We start from the raw sequence: 16,007 nt of genomic DNA on the forward strand, positions 1-16,007 counted from the left end.
AAGGGGAGAGTTGCAGAAATCTAGCTGATGCCCCATTCCCTATGCCCATACCTTTAGGTTGGCTAAGCCTTCCCCCATTTCCCTTCATGCCTGTGAGTTGCCGGTGGAGAAGGATTCAGATTCTTCTTCCGCTTCCTCCTCCTCTACACCGGCATCTAAAGTTTGGATGACAAAGGGTAAAGAAGCGCCGTTTAAGCCGCGTTTAATTCGTTCTGGTGTTTGTTCAAATAAAACAAACAAGGGGTAAATATTTTCCGCCTCTTCGCTGATAATATAGCGGTAGCGGTGAGGCATCAGCCACTCATAGCCTTTATCAAGCCATACTTGTGTCTGACGCCAGCGCCTCAGCAGGCTGGAAAAGTCTTCTTCGGGACGATGAATGAAGATAAAAATCTCGATGCCGGTTTTAACTTTCCATTCGGGATCGCACATCAAAATCGCTACATCACAAGGAAGACAAACGGCTTCCCCCGCAGCTACACTAATGCCACTGTGTCCAGGTTGAGAAACCGCATCCCGAACACGGACAATTGGCAGAGGAATCGCAATCAAACTGTCTTCAGGCCGGCGCATACTTGGCACCATTTCCAAATAAGGCCGGTATTGCTTGAGTAAGGTGATTAGAGAATAAGCGTCACTGTACTGGGCAAGTAACGCTTCGTAATGAGATGATTTAATACGCATGATTGTTTTAGATTTTACAGTTTGAATTTTAGATTTTAGAAACGATTCAAAATCCAAAATCCAAAACTTTTTAGCCTAATTTGTCAAACACTGCGAACATCGGCAAATACATCGACAGCAAAATTGCACCAACCAACGCTGCAATGCCTACCATCATAATTGGCTCCAGCGTACTGGTCAGAGCTTTAACTGCTTGCTCAACTTCATCTTCATAGAAGTCAGCAACCTTCATCAACATTTTGTCAATTTCGCCGGTTTCTTCCCCAATGCTCATCATGTGAATTGCCATTGCGGGAAATACATCCGCTTCTTTTAATGCAACGCTAATCATGCCACCTTGTTGAATTTCTTGCCTTGCGGCTTCCACTGCATTTGCAATGACTTGATTTCCTGCCGTTTCTTTAACAATTTCCAGGGAAGTTAGCATCGGCACCCCAGAGCGGGTCAACATACCGAACGTGCGGCAGAAACGAGCGACAGCCGTTTTTTTGATCAAATCTCCAAACAAAGGCAACTTCAGCATTATGCCGTCAATTTGCAGCTTACCCACCGGCGTTTTGTAGTACATGTTGTAAGCCGTTGTGATCGCAAAGATCGTACCGATGAGTGAGCCTAATTTCACTGGAGTTCGAAAAAAATCGCTGCACGCCAGCATAAATAAGGTTAAGGCTGGCAATGGTGTCCCAAGTTCTACGAAAATCTTAGCAAAGGTGGGCAAAAGAAATGTCGTCATCCCAAAGAATACAAGAATAGCAATCGTTCCGACGGCCTTTGGATAAGCGGTTGCTGATTTGATGTGGTTCTGCAATCGAGCAGCATCTTCTAGCAGCTTGGCAACTCGGTTCAACACTTCATCAAGGACACCACCGAGTTCTCCCGCCTGTACCATTGCGACATAGAGATTATCAAAGCAGTAATCATGTTTCCGCATAGCCTCCGCAAGCGCCACACCCTCTTGCACATCTGCATCAATGACTGACAGAGCTTTTTTCATCTTGGCGTTATCATTTTGCTCGCGTAAGACGCCGATCCCTTTGACCAATGGCACACCGGCATTAATCAAAACTGCCAATTGACGCGAGAAAACAGCCTTGTCCTTAACCGTGACAGAGGCCATCGCGAAATTGAGCTTCTCTTCTAATTCCTTAAAGTCAAAGCCTTTGGCTTTAGTAGCTTTCTTTTTAAAACCCTGAGCAGCGGCAACATTAGTAGGCATGACTAAACTCCTGAAAAAGACACTGGGAAGTCAATTTGAATGGATGAAATAAGTAAAATCTCATCCATTCAAAGACAAAAAACAAAGAAATTAAATATTTGCCGAGGCTGGCTTTTCTAACTGGCCGCTAATCGCAACTTGTTTAACAGCATTCAACGGTTCTGGGACGCACGGTTAATGAGCTGCTTTAGCCGGTGCCCCTGCCCCTTTGGGTGCCGGCCCAATCAAGCGTGCTAGTTCATCGGGTTTAGAAGATTTGGCCATCGCAGCTTCCCAAGTGACTTTGCCCTCTTGGAAGATTCTAGCCAAGCACATCTCCATCGTCTGCATCCCGACTTTAGCGCCGGTTTGGATAGCCGAGTAAATTTGAGCGCTTTTCCCTTCTCGGATCAAGTTAGCAATAGCCGGCGTATTTACCATGATTTCCTGGGCCGCTATCCGTCCCCCACCGATCGTCGGCACCAGGTTTTGGCTGCAAATCCCCACCAAGGAAATAGACATCTGTGCTCGAATCTGGGGTTGTTGAATGGGGGGGAATACATCTAGCAGTCGGTCAACTGTTCCCGCTGCAGAGTTCGTGTGTAGGGTTCCGAAGACTAAGTGGCCGGTTTCTGCAGCGGAAATTGCTAGACCAATCGTTTCTAGGTCCCGCATTTCCCCAACCAGGATAATATCAGGGTCTTCCCGCAGTGCTGCCTTCAGGGCGTTACCAAAGCTCTTGGTATCTTCACCCTTTTGGCGCTGGTGAAATAAGCTCTTGATATTCGGGTAAACATATTCAATCGGGTCTTCTACTGTCAGAACGTGTTCTGCGCGTGTGCGATTGACTAAATCCAGGATGGCCGCTAAGGTTGTCGTCTTGCCGGAACCTGTCTGGCCGGTTACCAGTACCATTCCTCTCGGCCTTTCAGCCATCTCCCGCATAATTTCTGGCACCCCCAACTTCTCAAAGTTGGGAATTTTAGAAGACAGTGCCCGCAAACAAGCGGCCCAGCACCCCCGTTCCCGGTAGACATTAACGCGGAACCGGCACAAACCCTTAACCCCATAGGCGCAGTCTAACTCCCAGTTCTGCTCCAAATCTTTGCGCTGATTGTTATTGAGCATACTGAAGATTAGCTTCTGACATTCCTGAGAATCCAGACTTTCTCCAAATTGCGGTTGCGGGGTCAGTTTGCCGCTGACGCGGAAGTAGATAGGTGCGCCGGCTTGGATGTGCATATCTGAGCCGCCTTGTTCTACCAAGGACTCCATCACGTCTTCAATCATATACTCTGCCATAGATGCGTCTCCAAATTGTGTTCCGTTGTTATTGAGAAATTTAGTGAAGGTTCAGTCACATCAAACCTTTTCGTTTTTTAGAGAAAGTCGGAAACTAGGGAATTAGTCGGAAATCTCACCCCGCATCTTTAGTTTCGCTTAACCCTTAGTCTTGAAATCGCGGGGTCATGCAGTAGGGGCAATCCAGCATTTCTGGCTGTAATTCGGCAATGCAAGTTTTACAGGTGAGTCCCTGCTTGCGTTTGGCTTTCAGTTCTGCTTCTAGGCCGGTGTCCGTGAATGTTACCCGCTCCACCTCTTCAAAGGTTGTATGGCCCTCGCGCACGAGCTGTAAGCTGTAAGCTAGCAAAGTCTTCATTCCCTCTTCTATTGCCGCTTCTTTGATTCGCTCAGTTGGAGCGCCTTGAGAGATTAAACCGGCTAGCCGTTCAGTTGTCTTTAGGAACTCATAAACACCCACCCGTCCCTTGTAACCAACGCCGACGCATTTGGGGCAGAGTTCTCCGCGATCAGCTGCGACTTTACGTTCTGCCGGCGCGATGGTATTGGCTTTAAAGAAGGTAACGTTGACTTCCTGAGAAGCAGATAAAGCATACCGACCCAGTTCTTCTGGGGTCGGTTTATACTCAATCCGGCACTGGCTGCAAACCCGTCGCATCAAACGTTGGGCCAGCACACCCAGCAAGGCACCGGACACCATAAATGGCTCAACTCCCATTTCGTCTAAACGCGCAATTGCTCCAGCCGCGTCGTTGGTGTGCAGCGTTGTCAGCACTAAGTGGCCGGTTAACGCCGCTTCAATTGCGGTTTTAGCCGTTTCTTTGTCCCGCGTTTCTCCCACCAGAATCACGTCGGGATCTTGCCGCAAGAACGCCCGCAGGATATTAGAAAAGTCCAGACCCTTGGCTCGAATGACCTGCACCTGGGTGATTCCAGGCAAGGCATATTCAATCGGGTCTTCTGCGGTACTGATATTAATTCCCGGATCGTTCCGTTCTGAGAGGACTGAGTACAGAGAAGTTGATTTACCAGAGCCGGTTGGCCCTGTCACCAAAATCAGCCCGAAAGGCCGAGCAGCCACTTCTCTAACTTGAGCAAGCGTTTCTGGATCGCTGATTAATTTATCCAAACCAAGCTGGGTGGACGAGTTATCCAAGATCCGCAGAACAATCTTTTCGCCATACCGACTGGGCAAGCAATTTACCCGAAAGTCAACAGTGCGTCCCTGAAACACCCGGCGGATACGGCCATCCTGAGCCACCCGTCGTTCGGCGATATCCATTTGGGCGATGATTTTGAAACGTGAGGTAATCGCAGGAATCACCTTTTTCGGTAAGCGGGGAAACGGTTCATGCAGCACCCCATCCTTCCGCATCCGAACCTGAAGATACTCTTCTTGAGGTTCGACGTGGATGTCAGACGCCCCGTCAGTGAGTGCCTTGGCCAAGATTTTGTTGACAATGGCAATCACCGGCCCGGATTCTGCGTCTCCTAAAGCCGCGTCGAGGTTCATATCCTCGTCAACGGCTGCCTCTTCTATGTTTCCATCGTCCTCGAAGGCATCGGGTTGGAAGTTTAAATCGAGCGCTTGGGCTTTTGCTTGCTGAGCCGCTTGCTGTTTCATCTGCTCATCTAAATACTGAGAGATGAGCTGCTCATAGTCTTCTGCGGTAATTACCCTTTTTTGCAGCCCCAATCTTTGGGGTTGCAGAATCCGGTTCAGATCGTCGAGAGCGTTTAAATTGTCTGGATCGACCATTGCCACCAAGACTGAGGGTGGCTCAGTTTCATCTTGCTGTAGTGGGATTAACCGATGGCGACGGCAGGTGTCTTTGGATATTAGGGTTTCAATCAGGGAACCGATTTGTTCGCTGGCTATCTGAGTAAGTTCTGGATCGAACGCTTCAACGCCGTAGAGAATTTTGAGTTCAAATAGCTGTAGTTTTTTATACTGGCGCAGTAATTCTGGCGGCAGTTGCTTGCCGGTTATTGCTTCGAGTGCCGAGATTAGGGGTTTACCCTCTTCACGGCTCTGCTTCATGGCTTGCTGCAACTGTGCTGTGTCTGCGAAGCCGGCCTGAATCAGTTTATTCCCAAAGGGAGAAAAATTACTCTGGACAGTAATGAGCGCACGCCGCTGCGATGAAGTGTTAGTCATGGCTGATGAATCAGAACTCCTTTCCCTTGGATTTGCAAAAGTCTGCAAGCAGAATTTATAAAGATGACACCCGCTTTGTCTGAATCTATGTCAGCCGACCGCAACACTTTTGTTGAAGTTTTCATTTTCAACGTCCGAGGCAAGCGGGGCACCCTGACGGGGAAATACCTGGCGCTTAATGCTTCCCCTGGGGGTATGCGGGTCAAGGCCACCGATTTTTTGTGGCGAAAGGCTTCTGTCAAGGTCATCTCTTGCTGAGGAAGCCGATCATTTGAACCGGCGGGCCATGAGCCTGATGGGCTGGGTCGTTGCTGGTGAATAGAAGATGCACTTATGGTTCCCAAATAATAGCTGTTATTAACCGATTGGGCGGATTGGCTGTAATATATGTTTGATTTAGATATCACGACTCAACGGGATACCTGAAGCTCACCGGCTCGTTGATTGAGGGCGGTCAAAAAAGCACTGGCACTAGCATAATTACTAGGGTTGCCTGTCAGTTCCTTGGGCAAGTTGTTAATTGAGGCAGCAAACGCTGCAATTTCTAAGTTCACTCGCAATTTTAAAGTCGAGTCGGCTCGTCACCAGTCTTGATACAGAAGGTTAGGGAGAATGAGTGACCTTAACCTTAGTGTAACCGCGTTAAACACCTTTGAGTAGAGCGCCCATCTTTGGGTAGGGTAAAGAGCGGGTTCTGTACTTAAGGCTTTGAGACAACGCGTTTGTAAAACCGGCTATTGACTTCATGGAACACCAATGGCATGGCTTAACCTCTCTGTCAGGTTTTGCCATTGCCACTGGGAGAATGTCAAAATGTTGAAAGACACATCGCGTAAAAATGCCTGGAACCAGATAAGCTTAACCTTTGGCTACAGTGAGTCAATAAGGAGATATTGCTTATATATAGGCATAAAGTCTGTAGCTAAGTTGGCAATTTTTTGAGTGGGGTTAGTGGAGAATGATGGACGAAGAAAAGCAGCTAGAGAACACCCAAAGCCCAACAAATGACATTGTAGAGGGTTCAGAGTCAATGGCCGGCGAAACAACCGCAGCTCAAGGAAGTGCGAATTCCCCTCAGGAAGATGCCTCCGGGTCGCCCGATTTGGAAGTGTACGCACAAGCCTACGCAGAAACGAATGGAACTGCTGATGATCCGACAGGCCAAGAAGATGTGGCGTCAGGGGGTGTAGATCCCGCCTTTGTCCAAAGCTTGTTGCAAGAAAATGAGTCGCTGAAATCCCAGCAGGAAGAATTGAGAAGTGTTTATGCACGGCTAGCGGCAGATTTTGACAATTTCCGCAAGCGTACTCAGAAAGAAAAAGAAGACTTAGAGGTTCAAATAAAGTGCTCGACCCTCAAGGAACTGCTGCCGGTTGTGGATAATTTTGAGCGGGCGCGTTCGCAGATTAAGCCGCAAACTGACTCAGAAATGAATATACATAAAAGCTACCAAAGCGTATACAAGCAAATGGTAGACTGCTTAAAACGGACTGGGGTGGCCCCCATGCGTCCGGAAGGCCAAGAATTTGACCCCAATCTTCATGAAGCGGTGATGCGTGAGGCAACTGACCAGTTTCCAGAAGGAACGGTGATGGAAGAACTGATGCGCGGGTATATCCTGGGTGAGCGCGTCTTGCGTCATGCTATGGTCAAGGTGGCCGCCGCTCCAGAGCCAGGGGCGCAGTCTGAAGAAACCGCCCAGGAGGAATCAACAGAAAGCTGACAAAGGCTACTCCGAGAGGCCGCAAATTTGTAAAGATTTAGCCTCAAGGTGATAGGGTTTCCGCAATTTTGCGGAATACTGCCAAAAAATGGATTTCACCGACACTCACATTTTGTCCAAATTCTATGGGAAAAGTCATTGGTATTGACTTAGGCACAACTAACAGTTGTGTCGCTGTTTTAGAGGGTGGCCAACCTATCGTTATTTCCAACTCGGAGGGGGGACGTACAACTCCGAGTATGGTGGGGTTTGGCAAGGGTGATGAGCGCCTAGTCGGTCAGCTGGCGAAGCGACAGGCGGTGACCAATGCTGAAAATACAGTATTCAGCATAAAACGCTTTATTGGCCGGCGCTGGGAAGACACGGAAGAAGAACGGTCTCGGGTTCCCTACAATTGCGTCAAGGGCAGGGACGAGACGGTTGATGTCCAAATTCGCAAGCGCAACTACACCCCCCAGGAAATTTCGGCAATGATCCTGCAAAAACTAAAGCAGGATGCGGAAACTTATCTGGGCGAACCCGTGCATCAAGCAGTGATCACGGTGCCGGCCTACTTTACAGACGCCCAAAGGCAAGCAACCAAAGACGCCGGCACCATTGCCGGTTTAGAAGTGTTGCGGATCATCAATGAACCGACAGCAGCCGCTTTATCCTATGGGTTGGACAAGCAAGACCAAGAGCAGACCGTCTTAGTGTTTGACTTGGGCGGCGGCACCTTTGATGTATCCGTGTTGCAGCTGGGGGATGGGGTATTTGAGGTGAAAGCTACCGCCGGCAACAACCACCTAGGGGGCGATGACTTTGATACCTGCCTGTCTCGGTGGATTGTCGAGCAATTTGAAGCCCAAGAAGGCACGGACATTTCGGCAGACAAAATGGCCCTTCAGCGCATTCGAGAGGCAGCGGAAAAGGCCAAGATAGAATTGTCCAATATGGCTACCACCACCATAAACCTGCCGTTCATTACAGCAGATGAAACCGGGCCAAAACATCTGGAAATGGAGCTGAGCCGCTCCCAGTTTGAAGAACTGGTTAAACATTTAGTAGATAGTACAATCGAGCCGGTGAGTCAGGCGCTCAAAGACTGCGCCCTCTCAGCGGATGACATTGACCGGATTATTTTGGTAGGTGGCTCGACTCGGATACCGGCAGTGCAAACAGCCATCAGCAAGTATTTTGGTGGCAAAACACCGGATCGCTCGGTGAACCCAGATGAAGCCGTTGCCCTTGGTGCGGCCATTCAAGGGGGCGTCTTGGGCGGCGAGGTGCAAGACTTATTGCTGCTGGATGTGACGCCCCTATCTCTGGGGATTGAAACCTTAGGAGAAGTTTTCACCAAAATTATTGATCGCAATACTACGATCCCCACCAGTAAGTCCCAGATGTTCTCTACGGCAACTGACGGACAGCGATCAGTGGAAATTCACGTCCTGCAGGGCGAACGGGCGATGGCAAAGGATAACAAAAGCCTGGGCAAGTTTTTGCTCACCGGCATTCCCCCAGCCCCGCGTGGAGTGCCTCAAATTGAAGTGTCTTATGATATCGATGCCAATGGCATTCTCGAAGTCTCCGCACAAGACAAAGGCACCGGGCGCGAGCAAAGTATTCAAATTACGAATACCGGCGGCCTGACAGAAAGCGAAGTGGAGCGGATGCGGCAAGAGGCCGAACTGTACGCCGAAGAAGACAGGCGACGCAAGCTGCTGGCTGAACTGAAAAATCAAGCCGATAGCTTATTCTATAATTATGAGGCGACGCTCCAAGATCACGGCAACATTCTTGATGATGACCTCAAAGCCGAACTCAGCCAAAAAGCAGACGAGTTCCGGGCCGTCATCGCAGATGAGTCTATAGACTTGGAAGTAATGAAGCAGCAAATTGAGGCATTTCAGCAGACCTTGTTCTCTATCGGAACTGCTGTCTATCAAGGATCTGCCAGTTCTGCCGGCGATTTCGATAGCGCGGCAGCAGCACAAAAGCCTGGAAAATAAACCGCTCACAATCGTTAAATAGCAGCGCTGGATCGCAGTTGCTCCTATACTACAGGTAGGACAGGACTGTTGCTGTGACGGCTAATTAGCAAGCCGGAAAGCGATCCAACCCAAAGTCCTAAGATTTGCGTACTTTTTGTTTTTTATACCTACCTACAGCGCTCTATGGCCGGCGACTACTATGAAATTCTTGGTGTCTCCCGCGATGCGGACAAAGAGGAAATTAAACGCGCTTACCGGCGTTTAGCTCGGAAGTATCACCCGGACGTTAACAAAGAAGAAGGGGCTGAAGAGCGCTTTAAAGAAATCAATCGCGCCTACGAAGTCCTGTCGGAACCAGAAATGCGGGGTCGCTATGACCGCTTTGGTGAGCAGGGAGTTTCCGGAGCCGGTGCTGCCGGCTACAGCGACTTTAGTGAAGGCTTTGCAGATATCTTTGAAAGCTTCTTCAGTGGCTTCGCCGGCGCAGGGGCGGGCCAGCAGGCTCGTCGGCGCGGTGGGCCAGTCCGAGGCGACGATTTGCGCCTGGATCTGCGGTTAGACTTCCGGGAAGCCGTCTTTGGTGGGGAAAAGGAAATCCGCATCAGCCATCTGGAAAGCTGCGAGGTTTGCAGTGGCACCGGCGCGAAGCCAGGAACTCGCCCCCGTACCTGCCCGACTTGTACGGGTTCCGGTCAGGTGAGACGTGCCACTCGCACTCCCTTTGGCAGCTTTACGCAAGTTTCTGTCTGCCCGACTTGTAACGGCACGGCCCAGGTAATTGAAGATAAATGCGAATCTTGCACCGGCAAGGGTCAAAAACAAGAAACGAAGAAGCTGAAAATTACCGTTCCCGCCGGCGTTGACAGTGGAACGCGTTTGCGGGTTTCCGGCGAAGGAGATGCCGGTCAGCGCAACGGCACACCGGGGGATCTGTACGTTTACTTGTTTGTTAATGAAGATGCCGAATTTCATCGCGAAGGCATTAACATCCTCTCGGACATTAAGATTAGCTACCTGCAAGCAATTTTGGGGTGCCGGCTTGATGTTAATACCGTTGATGGGCCGGCAGAATTGGTGATTCCCCCCGGAACCCAACCGAGTACCGTTTTAACCTTAGAAAATAAGGGCGTGCCGAGGCTGGGCAACCCGGTTAGTCGCGGGGATCATTTAATTACCGTATTGATTGAAATTCCCACTCGCTTGGGTGCCGATGAGCGCACCGTGTTGGAGAATTTAGCGAAAACGAAAGGGCTTAACGTCGGCAAAGGGGGCCAGGGCTTCTTAGGAGGGCTGTTCAACAAGTGATGAACCATCCAACCGGCTCACAACCCGACGCTGAGATGGATTTGCGGGGCACCCCTTGCCCGCTGAATTTTGTTCGCACCAAACTCCGCTTGGAGAAAATGGCAGCCGGTGAACTGCTAGAAGTGTGGCTTGATGCCGGGGAACCGATCGAGCAAGTTCCCGACAGCTTAGCGATGGAAGGCTATAAAATTGAGCAAATTGAGGAGCGCACCGGCTTTTTTGCAGTGAAAGTGCGCCGTCCCGTAACGTCTGCATGAGTTCACCGGCACCAGAGAGCAATCCAAGCGGGGCGGAAGTTCTGCTCACCGGCACCGTCGTCGCAGTTCAGGCAAATTACTACCAAGTTCAGCTCGATTTGCCGGCACCGGAGAACGGGAATACAATTCCTCCTTCCCCTACTCTCCTCTGCACCCGCCGCGCCCGCTTGAAGAAAATGGGCCAGCAGGTGATGGTAGGTGATCGGGTAGTGGTGGAGGAACCGGACTGGGCCGGCGGACGCGGGGCGATCTCTCAAGTTTTACCCCGCGAAAGTGAACTGGATCGGCCTCCGGTAGCGAATGCGAATCAAATTTTGCTGGTTTTTGCTTTGGAAGAACCGCCGCTTGATACCCATCAATTGAGCCGGTTTTTAGTGAAAGCTGAAACCACCGGCTTGAAGATTTGTCTTTGTTTGAATAAAAGTGATTTAATTTCCCCAGAGCAGTTGCAGCAGTGGAAAGAACGCTTAGCCGGCTGGGGATATGAGCCAGTGTGTATCAGTGTTGAAGCCGACATTGCTTTAGATGAATTGTACACACAACTCAACGAAAAGATTACGATTGTTTCTGGCCCTTCTGGAGTCGGAAAATCGAGTTTAATTAACTATTTGATTCCCGATATTAACCTGCGAGTGGGAGAAGTTTCGGGAAAACTTAATCGAGGCCGGCATACGACGCGACACGTTGAATTGTTTAAGCTGCCGGCGGGTGGTTTGTTAGCAGATACTCCCGGATTTAATCAACCCGATTTGGATTGCGAACCAGAGGATTTAGCCTTGTATTTCCCAGAGGTGCAGCAGCGTTTAGCTGAGGGAAGGTGTCAGTTTAATGATTGCCTACACGCAGATGAGCCGAATTGTGCGGTGCGGGGCGATTGGGAGCGTTACGAGCATTATCTAGAGTTTTTGGCAGAGGCGGTTATACTGCATGATAGTTTGCAGCAGCAGGCGGATGCTGAATCTAATATGAAGATGAAGAGTAAGCGTGCCGGTGAGCAGCAATATGAGCCGAAGTTAGAAAGTAAGAAATATCGTCGATCTTCTCGCCGGTTTCAGACCCAAAATATAGAAGATTTGCATGGAGATATAGAAGAGGTTTGAGGGAATTTTTAATCGCAGATAAACGCAGATAAACGCAGGCATATGCGGGATATTCCAATTTATTTGTATGGGATATTGGCATAAAATTTTTTGTGAAAAAATACAGAAAATTTGAAGTTTGTGGTATTATAAACATAATGAGAAAGCTGCCGCCATATATAGCCCTTCAAAAAAGGCCGACTAATTTCCTAGACAGTATTTAGCTTTAGAAACAATGAGCCGGCATCAGTAAATTTTGTTTGCAGATCGCCACATTTCCACCTAGAGAAAAAGGCACAATGATTCAGTAATCTACACCAAAGAAACAGCCACGCGAAAACCGCAATTCTTCCATCCGCTATTAGGCTCCTCCCTAGCGCGACCAGCACTGCGACAATTGCCGGGGGACTCGGTCAAAGCACCACCACGCAGCATCCGGTATTGTTTGTTTCCACCGGCATCCCACACACTGCCATCAACCGGCGCACCATGATAATTTTCATGCCCAGGATCGGCGCACCATTCCGCGACATTCCCGTGCATATCATAAAGTCCAAAGGCATTGGGTGGAAAACTCTCCACCAACATTGTTACGTGGCGAGACTTACCTTCTGGCTCAGAAGCATAGGTATGATTCCCGTCATAATTGGCTAAATCTGAGGTAATTGTCTCGCCAAAGTGAAAGGGTGTAATTGTTCCCCCGCGACAGGCATATTCCCATTCAGCTTCGCTGGGTAAGCGATAAAATCGGCCTGTTTTTTTAGTAAGTCGCGCACAGAATTCTACAGCATCGTGCCAGGTGACGTATTCAACCGGCGCGTTTGCTCCTTTAAAATGGGAGGGTTCTAGACTCAAATATTGTTTAACTTTAGGTAAAGACGCAACCGCTTTCCATTGCGCCTGAGTAACGGCAGATTTTCCCATAAAAAAGGGCGCTACAGTGACCCTGTGCTGCGGACTTTCGCTGTCGTCACGCTCTTTTTCAGTAGTGGGTGAACCCATCCAGAAAGTCCCCCCCGGGATAGAAACCATTTCCAAAATTACTCCGCCTCCCAGATTTTCGGCAAAGTATTCGGCTTCGTGGCGCTGTAGGTTAATGGGGTTTCCCGACGCATCCACTGTCACCACTTCAAAGTTAAAAGATTGTAAATTGACTTTCCCTCTACCACCTTGGACAAATGTAGTGGGGGTTGAGGTTGGTAGGATTGTAAGATTTCTGGGAGCAACCGGCTGAACATTCAAGGCTTCTAACACTTCGGTTGCTGATTGATAGCGATCTTTAACATAATCTTGGAGCAGCTTATCTAAAACTTCTCCTAATTGAGTGCTAACAGTTGTGCCACGTGGCAGTTTTTCTCGCCATAACCAACAGGCTTCTAAAGGATCGTACAGCTCATCTGATCCATCTAAATCTGGGAAAATGCCGGTCATTAACCGAATGCAAGTTACCGCTAAACTGTACAAATCACTCGCCGGATAGGCCACACCTCGCATTGCTTGTTCTATTGGCGCATAGCCGGGAGTTCCTAAGAGTGTTCCCTGCTGACTTAATGAAGTGCCAGACATTTGTTTAGCCACTCCAAAGTCAATTAAGATTAATTTGCCATCACTTACCCGGCGAATGATATTTTCTGGTTTAATATCTCGGTGAATGACTGGGCGATTGTGTACATACTGAAGAATCGGCAACAAATCATTTAATAATTCTCTAATTTTTGCTTCGCTGAACGTTCCTTTCTCTTCGAGTTCTTCAATTAAAGTTTGCCCTTTGATGTACTGTTGCACCAAATATAGATAAGTATCCTGCTCAAAATAGGCAAATAACGTTGGAATTTGGGGATGATCTTCTAAGTGCAACAGTCGTTCGGCTTCTTGATGAAACAGTTCAATTGCCTTTTGTAGTGCCGGCGCAGAGGTTTGAATGGCCGGCGAGGGTGAAAACTGTTTGACCACACAAATTGCTTTGCGCCGGTCTTCGTCTTCTGCTAAATAAGTTTTGCCAAAACCCCCTTGACCCAGTGCAGAAATTATGCAGTATCTCCCTCTGAGCAATGGCACCAATTTTGTGCCACAACTAACACAGAAATTTGTGCCATCTGGGTTTTGTGGTTTCTGACAGGAGGGATTGAGACAATAAGGCATGGCAGAGGCGAAAGGCGGTGGGGGTTGTCTCTATTCTGCCATCGGGTCATCATCAATTGCTATGTCTTTCTAACGCTAAACTGGACAGTGTTGATTCAAATTCCTCACCATGTCAGATTCCAATCAAGCTCTAGAATATCCAAAAACCCGCAAAGCTGATCAAATTGATGATTATCACGGAACGCCGGTTGCCGACTTTTACCGATGGCTAGAAGATCCCGATTCAGAGGAAACAAAAACTTGGGTTGACGCGCAAAATCAAGTTACATTTAGCTACCTTGAGCAAATTCCCGCACGAGAAAAAATCAAACAACGCCTTACCCAACTTTGGGATTACGAAAAATACAGCATTCCTTTCAAAAAAAACAATCGATATTTTTATTTTAAAAATGATGGATTGCAAAACCAAAGTGTGTTGTACACGTTAACATCCCTTGACGACGAACCAAGATTATTGTTAGATCCGAATAAACTTTCTGAAGATGGCACGGTTGCGCTTTCGGGTTTATCTATCAGTGAAGATGGGCAATTTTTAGCGTATGGTTTATCTTCTTCTGGATCGGATTGGCAAGAGTGGAAAGTGCGGGATATTGAAACCGGCAACGATCTTTCCGATCATTTGAAATGGATTAAATTTTCTGGCGCTTCTTGGACTCACGATGCTCAAGGCTTTTTCTATAGCCGGTATGATGAGCCGAACGAAAAGACCCAATTAGAAGATGTTAATTATTACCAAAAACTATTCTATCACCGGCTCGGCACTTCTCAATCTGAAGATGTGTTAATTTATGAGCGTCCCGACGAAAAAGAATGGGGGTTTGCCGGCGGTGTTACCGAAGATGGCAAATATCTCGTCATTTCTGTTTGGCGTGGAACTGACCCTAAAAATCTGGTTTTCTACAAAGATTTAACCAACTCAGATGCTCAAATCATCGAACTGATCAGCGAGTTTGAAGCCAGTTATAACATGATGGATAACGATGGCTCACTTTTCTGGTTTCGCACAGATTTAGATGCATCCCGTGGACGGGTAATTGCCATTGATATCAACAAGCCGGCGAAGGAAAACTGGCAAGAAATTATTCCCCAATCTGATGATGTTCTGGAAGGCGTTGGCTTACTTAATAATCAGTTTGTCGCTGATTATTTAAAAGATGCCCAAACTGTCGTTAAAATCTTTAACTTAGATGGCGCGTTTGTCCGAGAAGTGGAATTACCCGGAATTGGTTCAGCCGGCGGCTTTGATGGCAAGCGCTACGACACAGAAACTTTTTACAGTTTTACCAGCTACACAACACCGGCAACGATTTACCGCTACGACATGATCAGCGGGAAGAGTACCCTTTTCCGTCAGCCAAATGTTGATTTCAATCCCGATAATTACGAAACCAAACAAGTTTTCTATACTAGCAAAGATGGCACCCAAGTACCAATGTTTATTACCTACAGAAAGGGAATAAACTTAGATGGTAATAACCCAACCTATCTCTATGGCTACGGGGGCTTTAATATCTCCCTGACACCTAGCTTTTCAGTCGGACAATTGGTGTGGTTAGAACTCGGCGGAGTCTTGGTAATTCCTAATCTGCGCGGCGGTGGGGAATATGGCGAAGATTGGCATCAAGCCGGCATGAAATTAAATAAGCAAAATGTTTTTGATGATTTCATTACGGCAGCAGAATGGCTGATTGATAACCACTACACTCGCCCAGAAAAACTTGCAATTGGTGGCGGCAGTAATGGAGGATTATTAGTCGGTGCTTGCATGACTCAGCGCCCCGATTTATTTGGTGCTGCACTGCCGGCAGTCGGTGTAATGGATATGCTACGATTCCATAAATTTACCATCGGTTGGGCTTGGTGTTCTGAATATGGTTCCCCAGAAAACCCCGAAGAATTTCAAGTGCTGCATCAGTATTCGCCGCTGCACAATCTTAAGCCTGAAACTGCTTACCCAGCAACCCTAATTATTACAGCGGATCATGATGATCGGGTAGTACCGGCACACAGTTTTAAGTTTGCCGCTGCCTTACAAGAAGCACATCAAAGCGAGAAGCCGGTGTTAATTCGCATTGAAACCAAAGCTGGACACGGTGCCGGTAAACCCACTGCTAAAATTATCGAAGAACTTGCCGACAAGTGGGCTTTTTTAGTGCGAACACTCGATATCGCTGTTAACTAATCCTCTT

12 protein-coding genes are annotated in these 16,007 nt (G+C 48.2%); 6 read left to right on the top strand and 6 right to left on the bottom strand.

From position 1 onward, the window contains the following. Positions 1-84: 84 nt before the first annotated feature. The 5 genes from H6F56_RS15865 to H6F56_RS15885 all read right to left on the bottom strand — a co-directional run bounded on the left by H6F56_RS15865 (position 85) and on the right by H6F56_RS15885 (position 5,893). Positions 85-684 (bottom strand): hypothetical protein, encoded by a 600-nt coding sequence (locus H6F56_RS15865; RefSeq protein ID WP_190669801.1) that lies wholly within the window; start codon positions 682-684, stop codon positions 85-87. Positions 685-754: 70 nt separating this feature from the next. Next, positions 755-1,900, bottom strand: coding sequence for a type II secretion system F family protein (locus H6F56_RS15870; RefSeq protein ID WP_190669803.1), 1,146 nt, complete (start codon positions 1,898-1,900; stop codon positions 755-757). A gap of 174 nt (positions 1,901-2,074) precedes the next feature. Continuing rightward, positions 2,075-3,181, bottom strand: a complete 1,107-nt coding sequence (locus H6F56_RS15875) for a type IV pilus twitching motility protein PilT (RefSeq protein ID WP_190669805.1) — start codon at positions 3,179-3,181, stop codon at positions 2,075-2,077. A gap of 145 nt (positions 3,182-3,326) precedes the next feature. Continuing rightward, complete coding sequence (locus H6F56_RS15880; RefSeq protein ID WP_190669807.1) at positions 3,327-5,339, bottom strand: GspE/PulE family protein; 2,013 nt, start codon at positions 5,337-5,339, stop codon at positions 3,327-3,329. A gap of 410 nt (positions 5,340-5,749) precedes the next feature. Beyond that, positions 5,750-5,893 (bottom strand): hypothetical protein, encoded by a 144-nt coding sequence (locus H6F56_RS15885; RefSeq protein WP_190669809.1) that lies wholly within the window; start codon positions 5,891-5,893, stop codon positions 5,750-5,752. Positions 5,894-6,297: 404 nt separating this feature from the next. On the opposite strand from H6F56_RS15885, the gene grpE reads away from it, so the two are divergent. The 5 genes from grpE to rsgA all read left to right on the top strand — a co-directional run bounded on the left by grpE (position 6,298) and on the right by rsgA (position 11,697). Then, entirely contained in the window at positions 6,298-7,062 is a 765-nt protein-coding gene (grpE, locus tag H6F56_RS15890) for a nucleotide exchange factor GrpE (protein ID WP_190669811.1), read from the top strand. Positions 7,063-7,187: 125 nt separating this feature from the next. Further along, positions 7,188-9,053 (top strand): molecular chaperone DnaK, encoded by a 1,866-nt coding sequence (gene dnaK, locus H6F56_RS15895; RefSeq protein WP_190669814.1) that lies wholly within the window; start codon positions 7,188-7,190, stop codon positions 9,051-9,053. Positions 9,054-9,218: 165 nt separating this feature from the next. Continuing rightward, on the top strand, positions 9,219-10,340 hold the full coding sequence (gene dnaJ, locus H6F56_RS15900; RefSeq protein WP_190669815.1) for a molecular chaperone DnaJ: 1,122 nt from the start codon (positions 9,219-9,221) through the stop codon (positions 10,338-10,340). Then, positions 10,340-10,597 carry a sulfurtransferase TusA family protein gene (locus H6F56_RS15905; protein ID WP_190669817.1) on the top strand — a complete coding sequence of 86 codons (258 nt, stop codon included), beginning with the start codon at positions 10,340-10,342 and terminating at the stop codon, positions 10,595-10,597. The genes dnaJ and H6F56_RS15905 overlap by 1 nt, the downstream gene beginning before the upstream one ends. Beyond that, a complete protein-coding gene (gene rsgA / locus H6F56_RS15910) occupies positions 10,594-11,697 on the top strand; it encodes a small ribosomal subunit biogenesis GTPase RsgA (RefSeq protein WP_190669819.1) in 1,104 nt (367 codons plus the stop codon). The genes H6F56_RS15905 and rsgA overlap by 4 nt, the downstream gene beginning before the upstream one ends. 291 nt (positions 11,698-11,988) lie before the next feature. Here rsgA and H6F56_RS15915 read toward each other — a convergent pair whose 3' ends face one another. Next, positions 11,989-13,818, bottom strand: coding sequence for a bifunctional serine/threonine-protein kinase/formylglycine-generating enzyme family protein (locus H6F56_RS15915; RefSeq protein ID WP_190669821.1), 1,830 nt, complete (start codon positions 13,816-13,818; stop codon positions 11,989-11,991). 109 nt (positions 13,819-13,927) lie between these two features. Between H6F56_RS15915 and H6F56_RS15920 the strand changes: the two genes are divergently transcribed. Then, positions 13,928-16,000, top strand: a complete 2,073-nt coding sequence (locus H6F56_RS15920) for a prolyl oligopeptidase family serine peptidase (protein ID WP_190669823.1) — start codon at positions 13,928-13,930, stop codon at positions 15,998-16,000. Positions 16,001-16,007 lie beyond the last annotated feature (7 nt).

This window comes from Microcoleus sp. FACHB-672 (genome assembly GCF_014695725.1).
Lineage (GTDB): Bacteria > Cyanobacteriota > Cyanobacteriia > Cyanobacteriales > Oscillatoriaceae > FACHB-68.